General features: G+C 65.0%; 16 protein-coding genes and 1 tRNA gene. 14 read left to right on the plus strand and 3 right to left on the minus strand.

All coding sequences use genetic code 11. The annotated features are described in order from the left end of the window. Positions 1 to 367: 367 nt before the first annotated feature. Positions 368 to 1,441: a tRNA (adenosine(37)-N6)-threonylcarbamoyltransferase complex transferase subunit TsaD gene (gene tsaD, locus YUA_RS0125345; RefSeq protein ID WP_027533210.1), complete on the minus strand. Its 1,074-nt coding sequence runs from the start codon at positions 1,439 to 1,441 to the stop codon at positions 368 to 370. Between the two features lie 150 nt (positions 1,442 to 1,591). On the opposite strand from tsaD, the gene YUA_RS0125350 reads away from it, so the two are divergent. The 6 genes from YUA_RS0125350 (at position 1,592) to YUA_RS0125375 (ending at position 7,605) form a co-directional block, all read left to right on the plus strand. Further along, entirely contained in the window at positions 1,592 to 2,338 is a 747-nt protein-coding gene (locus YUA_RS0125350) for a uroporphyrinogen-III synthase (protein WP_027533211.1), read from the plus strand. Positions 2,339 to 2,403: 65 nt separating this feature from the next. Continuing rightward, entirely contained in the window at positions 2,404 to 3,639 is a 1,236-nt protein-coding gene (locus tag YUA_RS0125355; protein ID WP_027533212.1) for a COG4223 family protein, read from the plus strand. Between the two features lie 48 nt (positions 3,640 to 3,687). Continuing rightward, complete coding sequence (locus YUA_RS0125360) at positions 3,688 to 5,439, plus strand: heme biosynthesis protein HemY (protein ID WP_027533213.1); 1,752 nt, start codon at positions 3,688 to 3,690, stop codon at positions 5,437 to 5,439. Between the two features lie 100 nt (positions 5,440 to 5,539). Further along, positions 5,540 to 5,615, plus strand: a tRNA-Thr gene (locus tag YUA_RS0125365). Between the two features lie 106 nt (positions 5,616 to 5,721). Then, a complete protein-coding gene (gene rhuM / locus YUA_RS0125370; RefSeq protein WP_027533214.1) occupies positions 5,722 to 6,789 on the plus strand; it encodes a RhuM family protein in 1,068 nt (355 codons plus the stop codon). Positions 6,790 to 7,245: 456 nt separating this feature from the next. Next, on the plus strand, positions 7,246 to 7,605 hold the full coding sequence (locus YUA_RS0125375) for a hypothetical protein (protein WP_027533215.1): 360 nt from the start codon (positions 7,246 to 7,248) through the stop codon (positions 7,603 to 7,605). A 76-nt stretch (positions 7,606 to 7,681) separates the two neighbouring features. On the opposite strand, the gene YUA_RS0125380 is transcribed toward YUA_RS0125375, so the two are convergent. Then, positions 7,682 to 8,728 carry a polysaccharide deacetylase family protein gene (locus YUA_RS0125380; RefSeq protein WP_027533216.1) on the minus strand — a complete coding sequence of 349 codons (1,047 nt, stop codon included), beginning with the start codon at positions 8,726 to 8,728 and terminating at the stop codon, positions 7,682 to 7,684. Positions 8,729 to 8,979: 251 nt separating this feature from the next. On the opposite strand from YUA_RS0125380, the gene YUA_RS0125385 reads away from it, so the two are divergent. Further along, positions 8,980 to 9,288, plus strand: coding sequence for a hypothetical protein (locus tag YUA_RS0125385; protein WP_027533217.1), 309 nt, complete (start codon positions 8,980 to 8,982; stop codon positions 9,286 to 9,288). A 181-nt stretch (positions 9,289 to 9,469) separates the two neighbouring features. Beyond that, entirely contained in the window at positions 9,470 to 9,688 is a 219-nt protein-coding gene (locus YUA_RS0125390; protein ID WP_027533218.1) for a hypothetical protein, read from the plus strand. Between the two features lie 8 nt (positions 9,689 to 9,696). Here the strand turns inward: YUA_RS0125390 and YUA_RS0125395 are convergent, their stop codons facing one another. After that, positions 9,697 to 11,391, minus strand: coding sequence for an MFS transporter (locus YUA_RS0125395; RefSeq protein ID WP_027533219.1), 1,695 nt, complete (start codon positions 11,389 to 11,391; stop codon positions 9,697 to 9,699). A 135-nt stretch (positions 11,392 to 11,526) separates the two neighbouring features. Here YUA_RS0125395 and YUA_RS0125400 point away from each other — a divergent pair, with 135 nt between their 5' ends. From YUA_RS0125400 to YUA_RS0125425, 6 genes are all read left to right on the plus strand, one after another. Further along, entirely contained in the window at positions 11,527 to 12,894 is a 1,368-nt protein-coding gene (locus tag YUA_RS0125400) for a hydrolase (RefSeq protein ID WP_027533220.1), read from the plus strand. A 50-nt stretch (positions 12,895 to 12,944) separates the two neighbouring features. Then, positions 12,945 to 14,312 carry a cytochrome P450 gene (locus YUA_RS0125405; protein ID WP_027533221.1) on the plus strand — a complete coding sequence of 456 codons (1,368 nt, stop codon included), beginning with the start codon at positions 12,945 to 12,947 and terminating at the stop codon, positions 14,310 to 14,312. A gap of 46 nt (positions 14,313 to 14,358) precedes the next feature. Further along, on the plus strand, positions 14,359 to 15,768 hold the full coding sequence (locus tag YUA_RS0125410; protein WP_027533222.1) for an adenylate/guanylate cyclase domain-containing protein: 1,410 nt from the start codon (positions 14,359 to 14,361) through the stop codon (positions 15,766 to 15,768). 220 nt (positions 15,769 to 15,988) lie between these two features. Next, positions 15,989 to 16,477, plus strand: coding sequence for a TerB family tellurite resistance protein (locus tag YUA_RS0125415; RefSeq protein WP_027533223.1), 489 nt, complete (start codon positions 15,989 to 15,991; stop codon positions 16,475 to 16,477). A 227-nt stretch (positions 16,478 to 16,704) separates the two neighbouring features. Beyond that, positions 16,705 to 17,484: an SDR family oxidoreductase gene (locus YUA_RS0125420; RefSeq protein ID WP_027533224.1), complete on the plus strand. Its 780-nt coding sequence runs from the start codon at positions 16,705 to 16,707 to the stop codon at positions 17,482 to 17,484. 129 nt (positions 17,485 to 17,613) lie between these two features. Next, positions 17,614 to 18,408, plus strand: a complete 795-nt coding sequence (locus tag YUA_RS0125425; protein WP_027533225.1) for a glutamine amidotransferase — start codon at positions 17,614 to 17,616, stop codon at positions 18,406 to 18,408. Positions 18,409 to 18,415 lie beyond the last annotated feature (7 nt).

Below are 18,415 nucleotides of genomic sequence, written 5' to 3' on the forward strand. Positions count from 1 at the left end.
GCGGCAGGGCAATCGCATATGAAAACTTGTCCCTGCGGCCATCCTTCGAGACGCCCGCTTTGGGCGGGCTCCTCAGGATGAGGGCGGAGTATGCGGCAGCAGTTTCAAAGGGGCACTGACGCTGGTTAGCCTCATCCTGAGGAGGCGCGTAAGCGCCGTCTCGAAGGACGAGGCGTGCGCGCAGGTCGCCGCAACGAGTCATATGCGATTGCCCTGCCGCTTGCGGGGAGAGGGGGAATTTCAGCACGGGAGGTGATAGCTGGATTCGCGGAGAGTCCCCCTCACCCGGATTGCATCCACGATGCAATCCGACCTCTCCCCGCAGGCGGGGCGAGGTGAAGCGGAGCTCGTGGCGATACCACAGCATTCAGTATCCCGCCCGCGTCTTGCCGTAGCCTGCCGGCGCGGTGGCGTTGGCGTCGAGCAGCCAGCGCGCGCGCGGTTGCGCCTCCATCGTATCGGTGATGCCGAGCGCGAGGCGTTCGGCGCCGGCCCAGGCGATCATCGCGCCATTGTCGGTGCAGAGCGCGGGCGGCGGCATGATCAGCTGCGTGCCGGCTTGCCGCGCGACGTCAAACAGTGCGCCGCGGATCGCCTGATTGGCGGCGACGCCGCCGGCCGCGACCAGCGCGCGCGGCGCGCCGAACTGTTCGCGGAACAGTTTTAGGCCAACGCGAAGCCGATCGGCCGTGGAATCCAGCACCGCGGCCTGAAAGCCCGCGCAGAGATCGCTGACGTCCTGCGGCGTGATCTCAGCCAACCGGCTCGCTTCGGTGCGGACTGCGGTCTTCAATCCCGACAGCGAGAAATTGGCATCGGGACGTCCCTGCATCGGCCGCGGGAAAGCGAAGCGCGCCGCATCGCCGTTCGCCGCCGCGCGCTCGACCTGCGGGCCGCCCGGATAGGGCAGGCCCAGCATCTTCGCGACCTTGTCGAAGGCCTCGCCGATCGCGTCGTCAACGGTGGTGCCAAGCCGCACATATTGGCCGACGCCGGTGACCGCGACGATCTGGGTGTGGCCGCCGGAAGCGAGGAACAGGCAATAAGGAAAGTCGATGCCGTCGGTCAGGCGCGGCGTCAGCGCATGCGCCTCGAGATGGTTGACCGCGACCAGCGGCGTGTCATGTACCATCGCGATCGCCTTTGCGGTGGTGAGCCCGACGATGACGCCGCCGATCAGGCCCGGGCCCGCGGCTGCCGCGACGCCGTCGAGCTGGGCGTAGTCGATGCCGGCCTCGTGCATGGCGCGGTCGATGATGCCGTCGAGCACGTCGACATGGGCGCGCGCGGCGATCTCCGGCACGACGCCGCCGAAACGGGCATGCTCCTCGACCTGCGACCGCACGATATTGGACAGGATCCTGCCGCTCCCGTCAGGCGCGCGCTCGATCACGGCCGCCGCGGTTTCGTCGCAGGTGGTCTCGATGCCCAGTACCAGCATTGGCGAATTGTTATCCAATTTGCGCCCTTGCGCTCATCCGTAAAGCAGAGTTCTGGTACGTCCGGTAGCATTCCGGGGTCGGCTTGCGCAATCGTCACGCGCCGCCATCCCTTGAATGCGTCACCGCCACGTGGGTCGGGAACACAAGCGATGTCCATTCTTGTCACACGTCCGCATCCCGACAATGAGGCGACGGCGGAAAATCTGCGCGCGCGGGGACATGTGGTGCTGCTTGCGCCAGTGCTCAAGTTCGAGCCGGTCGCGTTCCATGACGAGAGTGAGGCGGACTATAGCGCCATCATCGTGACATCGGCCAATGCGATCCGCGCCGTCGCGCCGCAATTGCGGGACCTCGGCCTCTCGGACCTGCCGCTGTTCGCGGTCGGCGAGCACACGGCTTCCGTGGCGCGCGACGTCGGCTTTGCTGATGTGATCGTCGCCGGCGGTGATGCCGCTTCCTTGCGCGACAAGGTGATGCAGAGCGCGCGCGACAAGGTGCTGAAGAAAAAGAGTACGCTGCTCTATCTCGCGGGCGCCGATCTGTCCCGGGATCTTGGCGGCGAGCTCGGTATGGAAGGGTTTAGCGTGGTCACCCAGACGACTTACCGCATGGCCCCGGTCAAGATCCTCCCGCGCGACGTCTGCGACGGCTTTGCCGCGCATGGCATCGCGGCGGTGCTGCACTACTCCCGACGCAGTGCGCGGGCCTTCCTGGACGCGGCCCGGGACGAGGGCGTCGAAATCTCGGCGCTGGCGATCCCGCAATGCTGCCTATCCGAGACGGTCGCCAGCGTGCTGCGTGACGCCGGAGCATCACAGGTCCTGGTGGCCGCGACCCCGGACGAAAATGCCCTGTTTGACGCCTTGGAGCGTGCTTTGCGGACCCGTTTGGCGTAAGAGGACGGGCCGAATCCGAGGCAATCGGGCTCGTCTCTGGTATGAAAGTGTGAGGAACCGTCACGATGGCCGACGACAAGCCTGAAGACGCAGGATTGGCCCCCGAGTCCGGCCGTGCCAAGCGCAGCGCGCCCACCATCGACCTCGAGGCGACCGAAGTTTCCACCCAGCCGCAGGATGTTGCGGGTGAGCCGGAGGCGCAGCCATCGGCCGAGCAGGAAAATTCCGAGCAGCCCGGTGCCGAAGACGCCAAGGTCGAGACAGCCAATGTTGAGGCTACCAAGGCCGAGCCGGAGCATAGCGAGGCGCAGGCGGCCGCCGCGTCTACAGCCATTTCTCCCTGGGTCATTGCGCCATTTTCCGGCGCCGTCGCAGCCGCGGTTGTGATCGCGGTCGGCTGGGTGCTGGGCTGGCCCGCGGTGCAGGCGCCGCCGGCCGCGCCGCAAGTGACGAGTGCCACAGTCGATGCGCTAAGCGGACGCGTCGCCGCAGTCGAAGCCAAAGCAGGCAAGCCCGCCGCCGATCCGGCCATCGTCGCGCGGCTCGATGCGCTGGAGAAATCCGTCGGCACCTTGCGCGGCGACATCGCCAATTTGCGTGCGCAATCCGACAAGATCGCGAGCGCATTGAACGATGCGAAATCCGCGCCGCGTGACGCGGCGGCCTCGCCCGGCCTCGCCGCCCTCGACGACCGCATCTCCCAGCTCGAGCGCGCCAGCACCACCGCCCGTGCCGAGCTCGCGCAGCAGGGCGAAAAGATCGCCGATGCCAAGGTGATGGACGACAAGCCGTTGCGCTATGTGGTCGCCGCCACCCTGCTCGACGTCGCCGTTCGCCATAACGATCCCTATGAGGCGCAGCTCACTGCTGCGCGGTCGTTCGCGGCCAAGCCCGAATTGCTCAAGCCGCTCGATGCGTTCGCAGCCGCCGGCATCCCGACGCCGGTCGCGCTGAGCCGTGAGCTCCTCAACATCGTGCCGAAACTGTCGCCGCCGGCGGAAACACCGAGCAGCAGCGCCGGTATCGTCGAGCGCCTTCAGGCGGGCGCGTCGAAACTCGTCCGCATCGAGCGCACCGACGGCGTCGGCAATGACCGCGGCGCAATCGTCGCGCGGGTCACCGCGGCGGCGCTGCGCAACGATTTCGTCGAGGCGCGCCGCGAGCTGAAGACGCTGCCCGAGGCCGATCGCGTGCCGGCACAAGCCTGGCTCGACAAGGCCGACGCGCGCGATGCCGCGCTCGCGGCTTCCCGCAAATTCGCCGACGACGCTCTCGCTGGTCTCGCCAAGCCTGTTCAATAAGCCTGCTCGATAAGATTCGCGCAACAATCCGCGCGTATAGGGATAGTCATGCTTCGCATCGTCCTCTTCCTTGTTCTGATTGCGCTCGCCGGCGCCGGCGCGGCCTGGGTTGCCGATCAGCCCGGCGATGTCGTGCTGACCTGGGGCGGTTTTCGGGCCTCACCGAGCATTCCGGTGTTCGTGCTCTGCCTCGGCATATTCGCAGTCCTGATCGTTTTCCTTTGGAGCATCCTGACCGTGATCTGGCGCATGCCCGGACGGATGCGCCGCCGCCGGCATGAAAAGCGTCACGCCCGCGGCCGCCACGCCATCACCCACGGCCTGCTCGCGATCGGCCATGGCGACACTGCGCTTGCCCGCCGTCACGCCGAAGCGGCGCGGCGGCACGCGCCGAACGATCCGCTCGCGCTTCTCTTGCACGCTCAATCGGCCCAGCTCGACGGCAATCGCGACGAGGCGCAGCGCGCGTTCCGGGCCATGGCCGAGCGCGAGGATACCCGGCTGCTCGGCCTGCGCGGCCTGTTCATCGAGGCGCAGCGCGCCGACGATGCGGTCGGTGCCGTGATGATCGCGGAGGAAGCGATCAAGCTGTCACCGTCCTCGACCTGGGCCTCGCATGCGGTGCTCGGCTTCCGCTGCGCGCGCGGCGATTGGAGCGGCGCGCTCGCGATCCTGGATTCGAACCTGTCCGCGGGCCTGATCGACAAGCAGGCCTACCGCCGGCAGCGCGGCGTGCTGCTGACGGCGCGCGCGCTGGAATTGGAGACGATGGACCGCGATGTCGCGCGCGAGAGCGTGATGGAAGCCGTCAAGCTCGCGCCGATCCTGGTGCCGGCGGCGGTGCTCGCGGCGAAATTCGAGAGCGAGGCGCATCAGGTGCGCCGCGCCATGAAGCTGGTCGAGGCCGCCTGGCTCGCCAATCCGCATCCCGATCTCGCTGACGCCTATGCGCATGTCAAACTCGGCGACGCGGCGCGGCAGCGCCTGCAACGGGTCGAGACGCTCGCGGCGAAAACGCCGGCGGACAAGGCCGGCCATGTCGAGGGACAGCTTGCGATCGCGCGCGCTGCGATCGATGCCTCCGCGTTCGCTCGTGCGCGCGAAGTGCTGGCGCCCTACGTCAACGATCCGACCCAGCGCGTGGCGCTGTTGATGGCCGAGCTCGAACGCACCGAGCACGGCGACGGCGGCCGGGCCCGCGCCTGGACCTTGCGTGCGGTGCGTGCCCGTCACGACCCCGCCTGGACCGCGGACGGCTATGTCAGCGATCGCTGGCGTCCGGTCTCCCCGGTCACTGGCCGGCTCGACGCCTTCCAGTGGCAGACGCCGGTGGCGAGCCTGCCCTCGGACAAGGGCACGACGATCGAGTCCTCAGCCTTCGAGGAAGCCATGCTCGCCGCCCCGCCGCCGAAGCGGGTCACGGTCGCCAAGGAGCCGCCGGCGGAACCGGCCGTGATCGCGCCCGTCCCGACCCCAGCCCCGGCCGCGCAGGACAACGTGCCCCCGGGGGCCAAGGAAGAACCGGTGGTGACGCCCGCCGATCCGGTCAAGCCGGTCCCTGAGGCCGCCGAATCATTGCCGGTGGCGGCAACCCCGGTGTTCCGGACCCGGGCCGACCTCGACAAGCCCACACAGGCGCCGATCCAGGCCGTCATCCCGATCGTTCGCGCGCCGGATGATCCCGGTATCGATGATGACGGCCCGAGCGATGAATTTACGGAACAAATCGGAACGCCCAAGACCTATGCAAAGGCTCAAGCCGGCGGCTGGCGCGGATTCTGGTCCCGCTGGGGCGCGTGAGGCCCATTTCGCCTGCCGCTTGTCCTTGCCAATTCGAGCCATGCCCGATATCAGGAGCGCGCGTATCGGGGCCGGCAGCGCCGGGCCCCCGGCAGGGTTCGCCGCAATAGCTCAGTTGGTAGAGCACGTCATTCGTAATGACGGGGTCGGGGGTTCGAGTCCCTCTTGCGGCACCAATTATCGCTCTGATTTTTCGATGTTTTTCGTGCGCGCCCGGCGTCTTTCCTCGTCCCTGCCAAAGCAAGGAACCACCGCGCAACCACCAAAGTTCAGGATTGAAGAATGGCGCCCGTGGCCACCGAACCGGTACACCTCATCGAGGATGCAGCGACTGGCGACCGGCTTTTGATCTACGGAACAGAACGCGGCATCAAGGTGGAGCTGCGTTACGAGGGCGAAACACTGTGGATGAGCCAGGCCCAGATAGCCGAGCTGTTCCAAGTGGACCGCTCGGTCGTCTCCAAGCATTTGGCGAATATTTACCAAGACGGCGAACTGGATCCCGCGGCAACTAGTGCAAAAATTGCACAGGTTCGCACCGAAGGAGCCCGAGCCGTCAATCGTGCCGTGGAGCACTATAATCTCGATGCCATCATCAGCGTCGGCTATCGGGTAAGCTCAGCCGCGGGAACGCAGTTCCGGAAATGGGCCACCGAGAAGCTGGTCCAATTCGCGACCAAAGGCTTCGTGATCGACGCCGAGCATCTGAAGGCACCCGACAGCAGAGACCGTGTCGCCGAGCTGAAGGAGATCATCCGAGACATCCGATCGGATGAAGCAAACGTCTATCGTGAGATCAAGCGCATTTGCGCGATGTGCAGCGACTACGATCCGAAGTCGCCAGCTTGGCATGCGTTCTACGCGCATACCCAAGCAAAGCTGATGTATGCGGTCACCACTCACACACCCTCTGAGATGGTCTACAGCCGCGCCAACGCGGATCATCCGAACATGGGCTTGCGCACATGGAAGGGCGACAACGTCACTCAAGCCGACGTGGACGTTTCGAAGAACTATCTCGCCGAAGGTGAGCTGCGAGAGTTCAACCGCCTGACGGTGATTCTGCTCGATATATTCGAAGACCAACTCGATCTCGGCAAGATCAACACGATGGCCGAGATCGAAGCCCTGCTCGACAACCAGCTTAAATCACTTAACCGTAACCTGCTTAGAGGCGGCGGTTTCGTGAAAACGGAGCAGGCTAAGGCACACGCGTTGGAGCAGTACAAAGCGTTCAACGAAAAGCGGAAGGCGCTCCGTTTCGCTGAGGCGGATGCCGCCTTGAAAGCTCTGAAGGCCGAAGAAAAGTCTCTTCCAAAAACTCGGCGCCCTGGTCCTGCCAAGAGCTGATCAGGCGGATCATCAGATCCACGACCGCCAGACAGCGACGCTCCCCCACAACAAGACAGACTAGCGAACCGGCCCCGCCAGCTATCGCGATCCACATGGTCGGCTTCATTGCCTTGCCTTTGTCCGACCGCGGCCAATACTGAGGAACAGAAAGCATTCTGACGTCCGTCCAGCGATGGAATAGCACCGCTGCGAAGGTGAAATTCCACCAAGCGGCGCATGCTGCGACAAAAGCCGAGACGATGCTAGCTACGAACAAAACAGAGCGCCCGAGTAAGATGGAGGATGCTCGCCAGCATGCGCCTCGAAGAGTAGGCCAACAATGGCCCCTGAGATCGACGCGGATGCTGAGCCTGGCCGGTTCAAGGCAGTGCGGCAGCTCGCGTGATTTTGATCACATAACCTCGCGCGCCTCTCGCCTAGTATCCCGGTCACGCAAACACGGGGAGATTTCACATGCGCAAGATTATTTTGGTCGCCGCCATGGTTCTGGCTTCCGCATCGGCCCAGGCAGGTGACCGCAGCCTGTCGCTGTCCACGGCAACGGCCGCTCCGCAAGCCACCACGACGACGCAAATCAGCGAAGTCGCGCCGGCGGTCGAAGCACCGAAATATGTCGACCGTCCGCCGACAATCCCGACCGCCGCGCCCGCTGCGGCGACCGCTCCCGCCGTGACCACGACAACGACGACCTCGGCGCCAGTCACGACGAGCAAGCCCAAATCCACTGCGAAGGCCGACAAGCCCAGGCACAAGCGCACCTGGACCGAAGCCCGCATCGTCGGCGAGCTGCACCGCCACGGCATTTGCTGGTAAGCGGCGGCGTGTCGCTCTCAAAATAAAAATGACCGGGCTGAGCCCGGTCATTTCTGCTTGTCGAAACCTGAGCCGCTTAGCGCTGCGAGACCGTCTGCACCACGCTCGAGATCGGACGCATGCTGGTGCTGGCGGTCGGCACCTTCATGTCCTTCATCAGCGCTTCATCATATTCCGGCAGCGTCTGAAGCGTCGTCTTCGCTTTCATCTGCACGACCTTGTAGCCGCCGGCCTTGAGCCGCGCGAGCAGCGCCGGCATTGCTTCGCCGGTGTGCTTCTGGAAATCGTGCATCAGGATGATGCCCTTGCCGAGCTTGTCGAGCCGCGTCATCACCGTCTCGATGATCTTCTCCGGCGTCGCGCCCTTCCGGAAATCGAAGGAGTCGATGTCGGTCGAGAACATCGCGACGTTGCGGGTGCCGAAATAGCTCACGATCGCCGGATTGTGTTGAAGCTGCGGGAAGCGGAAGAACGGCGACGGATTGGTGCCGAGCGCCCATTTCACCGCGCTGATACCCTTCTCGACCTCGTCCTTCGCCATCTGCTCGGTCATCTTCTTGCCGTTCAGGTTGACATGCGACCAGGTGTGCGTGCCGACCGTGTGGCCTTGGGCCAGCACCTGGCGCAGGATCTCCGGATGATAGGTCGCATGCTTGCCGACCGAGAAGAACAGGCCCTTGGTGCATTCATCCGCGAGCGCCTTCAGCACTGCGGGCGTGTTCACCGGCCAGGGACCGTCGTCGAAGGTCAACACGACCTCCTTGTCGGTGAGGAAGTCGAACTGCTTGAAATGGTCGAAGCCGAAGCCGGGGCCGCCGGTGGTGTCGATCTCGACCACGCGGGAGACGCCCAAAGCATTCGGATTGGTGCAGGTCGTCGTCTGCTGAACCGGCGCCGGTGCCGGCGCGACGGCAGGAGCAGCGGGCTTGCCCGCGAGCGCCGCAGTCGTCTCGACGTCATCCTTGGCGGCAAGCTTGGCCGGCGCCGGCAGAGGATCGGCGGCGCGGGCAGCTGTTGTCTTGGGGGCGCCCTGGTCGGCGCGCGAGGAATAAAAGTACCAACCTCCGGCGATCACGACCGCCGCAAGGACACTGGCCAGCATCAGGCCCAACGCATTACGCATCGCTACTCTTTCCAAATACGCAACCAAACCAGCGGAATTTCCCGCGCGCCCGGCCATTAATGCGAAGGAACAGTTAACGTGACACCAACACGACAGCGGTTGCGGAGGAATTTCAGCTGGGTGCGCCAAAGTGACCGATCTCACAGAGGGCAGGCCGCCCGTGACCATCATCACAGTAGAAAGGATTTTGGGGGAGCATGGTCATTCCCATCAACAGCGGGCCCGCTACGCGGTGCCAATGGGAGCTTCAAATGACCACCTCTCTGAACACCAAGTCCCTGACCACCAGGATCCGCGACACCAGCCTGGCTCTGGGCTTTGCGGCCATCGTCTCGATCATCTCGACGACCTCGAGCTTCGCCTTCTCGGCCGAAGCGCAGCAGATGTGCACCGGCGATGCCTTCCGCCTGTGCTCGTCGGAGATCCCCAATATCCCGAAGATCACCACGTGCATGATGAAGCATCGTTCGGATCTGAGCGCCGGCTGCCGCGCGGTGATGGACAAGGACCTCGCCAAGGGCGCCTCACGCAAGGTCGCTGACGTTCAGGACGGTCAATAAGAGCGCAACGAGTACATCGTTGCGTCGGTGAGCTCCCCTCGCGATGTGCCCCGGCGTCAAGCCGGGGCCACGCGGCGGCGCGGAGCAGCCTGCAAGGTCAACCTGCCAATAAAGCCGTTGCGGCTAAGGGATCGTCGCACTAGCTTCGCCCGCACATTTTGCGGGTACGAGGCATGACGCGATGACCAGATTTCTTTTCATTGTTTCTTTGGTTCTGTGCGCATCCGGCGCGTCTGCACAGCAGCAGCAACCCGGTCACGACGCCTGCGCGCGCGACGTCTCGCGTCATTGCCGCGCCGTGATGAACAATGGCGATAGCGCCGTGCTCGCCTGCCTGAAGCAGAACCGCGCCAAGCTGAGCAAGGCCTGCGACAAGGTGCTGACGGAGCACGGGCAGTAAGGCTCCTGCTAGCGACTGATGCTGCTTCCTGCCGCAGTCGCGACCACCGGCAACACTTCGGCGCTGGCGCGGTCCGGCGTCTCTTCCTTCCAGCGCACCGAGCCGAATGGCCGCTCCAGCATGCGGCGGATCCGCACCGGATCGGGGCCGATGTGGAAATCGATCGCCTGCTGATGGAGTGCGCGTTCGGACTGGGTGGAACGGTTGCGCTGGCGCAGATAATCGAACCAGGTCGGACAGTGATAGCGCTCGGTCCACAATTCGGGATCGGCGATGTCGCGCGCGATCGACCAGCCGTAAGCGCCGTTGCGTTGCCGGGAGAGTTGCACGTCCTGCATCACATTGTGGAAGGCGCGCGCGTTCTCCTGGGCGACGCGATATTCGATCTCAACCACCAGCGGTCCGCTGCGCCCGGTCAGCGACAGCTTGACTTCGGGATCGGCCAGCACGTCGGCGTCCTCGTTGCGGGCGCCGACGCGCGGCATCGCAAGCCAGATGCCGAGAACGGGCGAGATCAGCATCAACCCGGCGGCAGTCAGCAGCGCGACCTCGACCCCGGCATAGTCGGTGAGATGACCCCAGCCCCAGGCGCCGATTGCGATGCCGCCTGAAATCGAGGCCTGGAACGCCGCGAGCGATCGCCCCGCGACCCAGCGCGGCGCCGAGAGTTGCACGCCGATGTTGAAGAGTGCGACAGCCGCCATCCAGACAGCGCCCGCCAGCACCAGCGCGGCCGCTGTCAGCACCGGCTCGCTCGAGAGCGCAAGGGCCGCCATCGCAAAGGCCACCGAGATCGTGCAGGCGCGGATCGCGGACTCACCGCTCATGCGCTTGCGCAGCTCGTGAATGTTAAGCGCGCCGACGACGGCGCCCATACCGAAGGCGCCCAACATGATGCCGTAAGTCTGTGCACCGCCGTGTAGCAGGTCGCGCGCGACCAGCGGCATCAGCGCCATGATCGCGCCACCGATCAGGCCCATCACCAGCGTGCGTAGCAGCACGATCTTGATCGGCGGCGAATTGGTGATGTAGCGGAAGCCGGACACCATCGCACGATTGAGTTTTTCCCGCGGCAATCGCGAGGGCTCGACCTCGCGCCGCCAGACCAGCAGCACTACCAGCAGCGGAAGGTAGAGGATCGCGTTACAGGCAAACGCCGCCACCGCGCCGAGTGCGGCGACGATGACACCGCCCACTGCGGGACCGAAGCTGCGTGCGATGTTGTAGCTGATGCCGTTCAGCGCGACGGCCGATGGCAAGGCTTCAGGCGGCACCTGCTCGCTGACGGAGGACTGCCAGGCCGGTCCGAACAGCGCATTGCCGCTGCCGACGACGAAGCAGAAGGCCAGCAACGATTCCGGGGCGATGAGCTGCAGCCCGGCCAGGATCGTGAGTGCGGTCGCACCGATCAGCGCGATCATGAGGGCGACGAGGGCCACGATGCGGCGGTCGTACATGTCGGCGATGGCGCCGGCCGGCATCGAGATCAGCATGATCGGCAGCATCAGGGCGGTCTGCACCAGCGCCACCTTGTCGGCGGAGGCCGCCATCTGCGTCATCGCCCAGGCGGCGCCCACGCCCTGGATCAGGAGGCCGAGATTGGAGAGCAGGCTCGCGAGCCAGATGCGCCGGAACACGGTATACCGCAGGGGTGCCGTAATGCCGTCGGCGGGACGTCTCTGGCGGTTCGTCTGCTCGGTCATATCCTCTTCCAAATCGTCTGGCAGAAATGGCTCCAATGATTCCGGCATCTTCAGTGATGCCCGCGAAAGCCCTTCGCTGTCCAGTGGTTAGGCCGCTATAAGCGGTGCAAAGACATGGTTTACGGGGAAGAGCAGATGAAGCTGTCGCGGCGGACGATCCTCCAGGGTGCGGGTAGCCTGGCGTTCGCGGTTGCGAACTTCCGCAACGATGCGCTGGCGCAAGCGCCGTCCGCGGCCCAAAGCCCTGAGGTGCCGCCGATCCTGTTCGTCCATGGCAATGGCGATTACGACGCGCTCTGGATGACGACGCTGTGGCGGATGGAGTCCAATGGTATTGCGCGCGACCGCATGATGGCGATCAATTTCACCAATCCCACCGCGCGCACCGACGATACGGTCGAGGAGGCCAACCGCTCCTCGACCGAGGATCAGCGCCGCGAGCTTGCCGCCGCCATCGCCGAGCTGAAGCGCCGCACGGGCGCGGCGCGCGTGGCGCTGGTCGGCAACTCTCGCGGCGGCAATTCCATCCGCAACGTCATCAAGAACGGCGGCGCCGGCGATGTCAGCCACGCGGTCCTGTGCGGTACGCCCAATCATGGCGTGTTTGCGCTCGATGATCTGCTCGGCAGCGAGTTCAACGGACGCGGCACCTTCCTGCGCGGCCTGAACGACGGCGACAGCGAGGTGACGCCGGGCACAGCCTTCCTCACCCTGCGCAGCGACGGCATGGACAAATATGCGCAACCCGATGGCCGCTTCATGGGCAAGCCGGGCGTGCCGACCAATGTCACCGCCGAGGGGCCGGAGCTGAAGGGCGCGACCAATCTCGTGCTCGGCACGATCGACCATCGGGAGACGGCGTATCACCCGCGCGCTTTCCGTGAGATCTACAAGTTTATCGCCGGCCGCGAGCCCGCGCGCATCGCGATCACGCCGGAGCGCACCGTCCGCCTCAGCGGATTGGTCACGGGCGCGGTGGATGGCGTGCCGACCAATCGCCCGGTGGCCGGGGCGGTGGTAGAGGTCAACTATGTCGACGGTGAGAGCGGGGAGCGCAGGGGCGTGGTGCATCGCTCGACGACGGGTGCCGACGGCCGTTGGGGGCCGGCCGCGGTCGATTCCACCTTGCCGCTCGAGCTCGTCCTGACCTCACCCGACGCCCCGACGACGCATTTCTACCGCTCGCCCTTCCCGCGCTCCTCCGACGTTGTACATTTGCGCGCCGCGCGCCCGTTCATTCCCGCGGACAAGGATGCCGGTGCGGTCGTGATCATGTCGCGCCCGCGCGGCTATTTCGGCCTGCCGCGCGATACCGTCCTGTTCGACGGCCAGGAGCCCGCCGACGTTCATCCGGGCGTGCCCACGGATGCGACAGCAACCTTGCGCCTTCCGGCCAGCGAGGGCCGGCGCAACATCGTGGCCCAGTTCAACGAAGAACGAATTGTGGCACGCGCGTGGCCGGCCTCCGAGAACAGGATTGCGGTTGCCGAACTGACTTATTAGCTAATTGCCTGCGCAAGCCTTTACTGCGACGAGATCTGCGGGAGAGAGCCATGAACATCGCCAGCGTGCGTCGGCCCATCATCCCCCCGACCCCGCCGCGCGCGCCGGACAATTTGTCGTTCTTTGGCCGGCTTGCGGTGATCAGGCAGAACATGATCGCCACCTGGGGGCAGCGCGCCTATGAGGAAGAGATCATCCAGGGCCGCTTCTTCCTGCACAAGAGCTTCATCCTGAATCAGCCGGATGCGATCCGGCACGTCCTGCTCAGCAACTACGAGAACTACAAGCGGACGCCGGCGGGGATCCGCATGCTGCGTCCCGTGCTCGGCGAAGGTCTTCTGCTCGCCGAGGGGCATGCCTGGACGCATCAGCGCCGGACGCTCGCACCCGCCTTCACGCCGCGCGCCACCGCCAATCTCGTCCCGCACATGACGGCGGTGCTCGACGAGACCATCGCGAAGCTGGATGCGCGCGCGGACGAGCTGATCGATCTGCGCGAGATCATGCAGCACATGACGCTTGAGATCGCCGGGCGCACGATGTTCTCGTTCGGCATGGACCGGCACGGCCCGACCTTGCGCAACTTCGTCAGGGAATACGCCGAACGGCTCGGGCGGGCCTACTTCCTCGACATGGTGCTGCCGGTCTCCTGGCCGACGCCGATGGATCGGGCTCGCGCCCGCTTCCGCACGCGCTGGACCGAATTCGTCGCGATGCTGATCGCCGAGCGACGCGCGGCGGGCAAGAAGGACGGTGCACCGCCGCGCGATCTGTTCGATCTCATGGACGAGGCGCGCGATCCTGAAACGGGCAAGGGTTTTTCGGACGAGCAGCTCGTCGACGAGGTCGCGACCATGATCCTGGCGGGTCATGAGACGACCGCAACCGCGCTGTTCTGGGCGCTCTATCTGCTGGCGCTCGATCCTGATACGCAGGAGGAGGTCGCCTCCGAGACCCGCGGTGAGCATCTCGACAGCATGGCCGATATCGACCGGCAGAAATTCACCCGCGCCGTGATCGACGAGACCATGCGGCTCTATCCGCCGGCGTTCCTCGTCGCCCGAGCTGCGCGCGCCAAGGACAATGTGGCCGGAGCTGAGGTCAGCAAGGGCGACATCATCATGATCGCGCCCTGGCTGCTGCATCGGCACGAGAAGCTGTGGGATCAGCCGAACGCGTTCATTCCAAAGCGCTTCATGTCGAAGGAACCGCCCGATCGCTTCGCCTATCTGCCGTTCGGCGCGGGCCCGCGTGTCTGCGTCGGCGCGCCGTTCGCGCAGGCTGAGTCCGTGCTGGCGCTGGCCCGGCTGATCGGCGCGTTCCGCGTCGAGCTCGTCGACACGGATCCTGTCATTCCGTATGGCGTCGTCACGACCCAGCCGGACCACTCACCCATGTTCCGCATCACACGCCGGTGACAGGCTTTGGCCGTGGGCGTGATCCACCCCAAATAGAGTTTGCGCCATGAGCGACATCCAGGCCCAGTTTTCCGTTCTGAAGCAGACCGCCGACGCGAAGGTGGTCGATGCGATCGCACGTCTCATCAAGGACGGTGAGGATCACGAGCTCAACCGCGTCAATGTCCTCGACTTCGCCAGGCAGTATGGCCTCGATGAAGAGCACGCGATTTCCGCCTTTCTGCATTCGGCGCGACTGGGGTTGTTCGATCTCGGCTGGAACGTGCTGTGCCCCGGCTGCGGCGGCGTGCTTGGCGCCCATACGACGCTGAAGGCGCTCAAGCCGGACGATTATCACTGCGCGCTCTGCGCCTGCGGCTACAAGGCCTCGGTCGACGATCAGGTCGAGGTCTCCTTCACCGTGAATCCGCGCGCCCGGCGGATCGCCGCGCACGATCCTGATACGCTTCCGGTGTGGGAGTATTTCAAGCAGGTGTTCTGGAGTTCCGGCGTCGACTTCAACAAGGAATCGTTTGCGACACTGGCCAACGAGGTGACGCTGGATACGATGGAGCTGCCGGCCGGCGAGAAGGCAACCATGTCGCTGCAACTGCCGAACGACTTCATCATCATCTTCGAGCCGGTGACGCACGCCGCTCATTTTATCGACGTCCAGGGCGAGCCGACCAAGGATCGTCAACAGCTTGCCATCATGTACAACAAGGTGCAGGCCCCGACGGGGACCGCGACGATGCGGCCGGGTCCGCTGCGGCTGTCGCTGGAGAACCAGGCCGGCGTGCGCGTGCTACCGTCGGTGTTCATCGCGGCCGAAGCGCTTCATCATCTGATCGGCAAGCGCAAGCCGTTCCTGACCGCCAAGCGCATGCTGTCGAACCAGACGTTTCGCGACGTCTTCAAGGCGGACAATCTCAGTCTCGACCAGCGGCTCCAGATCACCTCGCTGACCTTCCTGTTCACCGATTTGAAGGGATCGACAGCGCTCTACGAGCGCGTCGGCGACCTCGCCGCCTTCGATCTCGTGCGTGCGCATTTCCACGCGTTGCTGGAGATCATCTCGTCCGAGAAGGGCGCGGTGGTGAAGACCATCGGCGATGCCGTGATGGCGACCTTCGTCCGTCCCGAGCACGCGATCGTCGCGGGCTTGCGGATGCGCGCGGCGATGGACGAACTCAACAAGCAACGCGGCACCGCTGATCTCATCGTCAAGATCGGCATCCATGAAGGCCCGTGCCTCGCGGTGATGCTCAACGAGCGGCAGGATTATTTCGGCCAGACCGTCAATATCGCCGCGCGCGTGCAAAGCCTCTCGACCGCGCGGGAGATCCACATCACCGGCCCGGTGCTGGACGCACCCGCCGTCGCCGAGGTCTTGCAGCAGCGTGCGATCAAGCCGATCCAGAAGCAGGCGGCGCTACGCGGCATCGCCGACAAGATGGTGGTGTACGAGATACCGTGAGGGACTGACGGTGACTGCCACCGCAATGATGATGTGGAGGCAGGTGCGTGCCACATCCTCTACCGTCAAGCCCGGCCATAACGCTAATTGACGCACTCAGATTGCCGAAACGTAATGCGGCGCGCGGGACTGACGCACGTTGCGCCGGTTGAGTTTCCCTCTCATATAATGCTGGTAGCGGCCGCGTTCCTCGCGGCGTCATCGATTTCGGTAGGATCTTATGCTCGACGGCCTGCGCCAATTCATCGCCGACATTGTTGCTCCTCATGCCCAGGACCGCGGCTTCGGCGACAGCGATTATCGGCTGGCGGCCACCGCGCTGCTGATCCATGTGGTTTCGCTGGACGGCCAGCCGACGCAGGCCGAGCAGAGCAAGCTGCACAATCTGATCGAAAGCCATTTCGGGCTCGACCGGGGCACGGCCGACCGGCTGATTGCGGATGCGACCCAGGTCGAGGGCGAGGCGGTCGATCTGTATCATTTCACCAGCGTCATCATGCGCTCGCTCGACGAAGAGGGGCGCAAGCGCATCGTCCAGATGATGTGGGAGCTGGTCTATGCCGACGGCCAGGTCACCGAGTTCGAGGACAACGTCGTCTGGCGCGCCTCCGACCTGCTCGGGATTTCCCAGCGCGACCGGATCGATCTCAAGCACGCCGTCGGGGACCGCGCCGGCGATCAGGTCAAGGACGACGCCGTCGGCGGCTAAGTAGTGCTCATGCGCGAAATTTCCGGTTGTGCGGCTCACATGACGAAACTTTAATGTAGCGTCGCGCCGCCCGAGTTCCGGATTCCCCTGTTAATCCGGGGTTTTCCCGCTCTCCCTGTTGCCCGCTCAGGCCGCCATGCTGCTGGCGCCGCTTGCTTGTCGCGCGCGGCTTATGCTCCATTTCGGCCATTAAGGGCCAAAAAACTTCAATTCATGAGACTGCGATCGTGACTGAGCGGGTAACGTTGATCACCGGTGCCTCGGCGGGCATCGGCACGGAGCTGGCGCGCGTGTTTGCCGCGAACGGACACCGGCTCGCGCTGACGGCGCGACGCGCCGACCGGCTCGAGGCGCTCGCGAACGAGCTCACCTCCACGTGCGGCAAGAAGCCGATCGTGATCGCCTGCGATCTCCAGCAAGCCGATGCCGGCGAAAGGATTGCTGCTGCGCTGGCCGCCGAAGAGGTCGAGCTCGACAATCTCGTCAACAATGCCGGCTTCGGCGTGTTCGGCGACGCCATCGAGCGCGACCGCGACGAGCAGGTCGGCATCATCGACGTCAACGTCCGGGCGCTGACCGATCTGTCGCTGCGCTTTGCCGATCAGCTGATCAGGAACAAGGGCGGCCTGCTCAATGTCGGCTCCGTCGCGGGCTTCCTGCCGGGGCCCGGCATGGCCGTGTATTACGCGTCCAAGGCCTATGTGATTTCGCTCACCGAGGCGTTGCGGGCCGAACTGGCGCCGCGCGGTGTTCGCGTCACCGTGCTGTGTCCGGGTCCGGTGCCGACCGAATTCCAGGGGCGCGCCGGTGTTGGCGCCGGGCATGATACGGCCATTCTCAATGTCTCGGCCGCCGATGTCGCACGGCAGGCCTATCGTGGCCTGATGACGAACAAGCGGGCAGTGCTGCCCGGGCTCGGCATCAAGATTGTGCCGTTCGCACTGCGCTTCTTCCCGCGCGGGTTCATTCTGTCCGCCACCAGCCGGTTCCAGCGGCAGAGACACTAGCGAACGCCCGAAGCACCCGTAGTGGCCCGGAGCTTGCTTCAGTATCGGGGCGTGTGTGCGCGAACTCACACGATGTTAACCACAGCTTAGCTATGCTGGCGGCTTGAACCGATAGCACTCGCAGAGGCCATGTCGTTTCGGACGGACAGGTTTGGTGGCGCAGAAGTGGTGCCCTTCCCCGGAAGGACGCCGAGCGCGGCCGCCTCCGAGTCCCGATTGCCGGTTCTGATCGTGCTGCACCAGGAATCGTCGACGCCCGGCCGCGTCGGCAACGCGCTGCGCGCGCTTGGCCATCGCCTCGACATTCGCAGGCCGCGCTTTGGCGATCCCCTGCCCGACACGCTCGACCGGCATGCCGGCGCCGTGGTCTTCGGCGGCCCGATGAGCGCCAATGATCCCGACGACTACATCCGCCGCGAGATCGACTGGATCGAAATTCCGCTGCGCGAACAGCGGCCGTTCCTCGGCATCTGCCTCGGCGCGCAGATGCTGGCGATGCAACTTGGCGCACGCGTCGCGCCGCATGCGCAGGCATTGACCCAGATCGGTTATTACCCGATCCGCCCAACGGCGGCGGGACACGCACTCTGCCCGGATTGGCCGGCGCGGGTGTATCACTGGCATCGCGAAGGTTTCGAGCTGCCGGTTGGCGCCGAACTGCTTGCCGAGGGCGATGATTTCCCGATCCAGGCGTTCCGCACCGGCAATGCCTTCGGCGTGCAGTTTCATCCCGACGTGACCTACGCGATGATGCATTGCTGGACCACGCGCGGCTACGACGGTCTCAGCGCGCCAGGTGCGCGCGAGCGGCATCATCATTTCGCGGACCGTGCCGTCTACAACGCCGCGGAACGGGCCTGGCTCGATCATTTCATTGACGGCTGGCTGGCGCGTCGCGCCGTGCTGGCACAAGCCGCCGAGTGATCGCGCC

The organism is Bradyrhizobium sp. WSM3983 (assembly GCF_000473045.1).
In the GTDB taxonomy this organism is placed as follows: domain Bacteria; phylum Pseudomonadota; class Alphaproteobacteria; order Rhizobiales; family Xanthobacteraceae; genus Bradyrhizobium.

Bases quoted from the DNA above. Each gene is read 5' to 3' on its own strand.
- YUA_RS0125380 (WP_027533216.1), bottom strand. From the start codon at position 8,728: ATGCGTAATGCGTTGGGCCTGATGCTGGCCAGTGTCCTTGCGGCGGTC.
- YUA_RS0125425 (WP_027533225.1), top strand. From the start codon at position 17,614: ATGTCGTTTCGGACGGACAGGTTTGGTGGCGCAGAAGTGGTGCCCTTC.
- YUA_RS0125390 (WP_027533218.1), top strand. From the start codon at position 9,470: ATGACCAGATTTCTTTTCATTGTTTCTTTGGTTCTGTGCGCATCCGGC.
- YUA_RS0125410 (WP_027533222.1), top strand. From the start codon at position 14,359: ATGAGCGACATCCAGGCCCAGTTTTCCGTTCTGAAGCAGACCGCCGAC.
- YUA_RS0125405 (WP_027533221.1), top strand. From the start codon at position 12,945: ATGAACATCGCCAGCGTGCGTCGGCCCATCATCCCCCCGACCCCGCCG.
- tsaD (WP_027533210.1), bottom strand. From the start codon at position 1,441: ATGCTGGTACTGGGCATCGAGACCACCTGCGACGAAACCGCGGCGGCC.
- YUA_RS0125355 (WP_027533212.1), top strand. From the start codon at position 2,404: ATGGCCGACGACAAGCCTGAAGACGCAGGATTGGCCCCCGAGTCCGGC.
- YUA_RS0125395 (WP_027533219.1), bottom strand. From the start codon at position 11,391: ATGACCGAGCAGACGAACCGCCAGAGACGTCCCGCCGACGGCATTACG.
- YUA_RS0125350 (WP_027533211.1), top strand. From the start codon at position 1,592: ATGTCCATTCTTGTCACACGTCCGCATCCCGACAATGAGGCGACGGCG.
- rhuM (WP_027533214.1), top strand. From the start codon at position 5,722: ATGGCGCCCGTGGCCACCGAACCGGTACACCTCATCGAGGATGCAGCG.
- YUA_RS0125360 (WP_027533213.1), top strand. From the start codon at position 3,688: ATGCTTCGCATCGTCCTCTTCCTTGTTCTGATTGCGCTCGCCGGCGCC.
- YUA_RS0125375 (WP_027533215.1), top strand. From the start codon at position 7,246: ATGCGCAAGATTATTTTGGTCGCCGCCATGGTTCTGGCTTCCGCATCG.
- YUA_RS0125415 (WP_027533223.1), top strand. From the start codon at position 15,989: ATGCTCGACGGCCTGCGCCAATTCATCGCCGACATTGTTGCTCCTCAT.
- YUA_RS0125385 (WP_027533217.1), top strand. From the start codon at position 8,980: ATGACCACCTCTCTGAACACCAAGTCCCTGACCACCAGGATCCGCGAC.
- YUA_RS0125400 (WP_027533220.1), top strand. From the start codon at position 11,527: ATGAAGCTGTCGCGGCGGACGATCCTCCAGGGTGCGGGTAGCCTGGCG.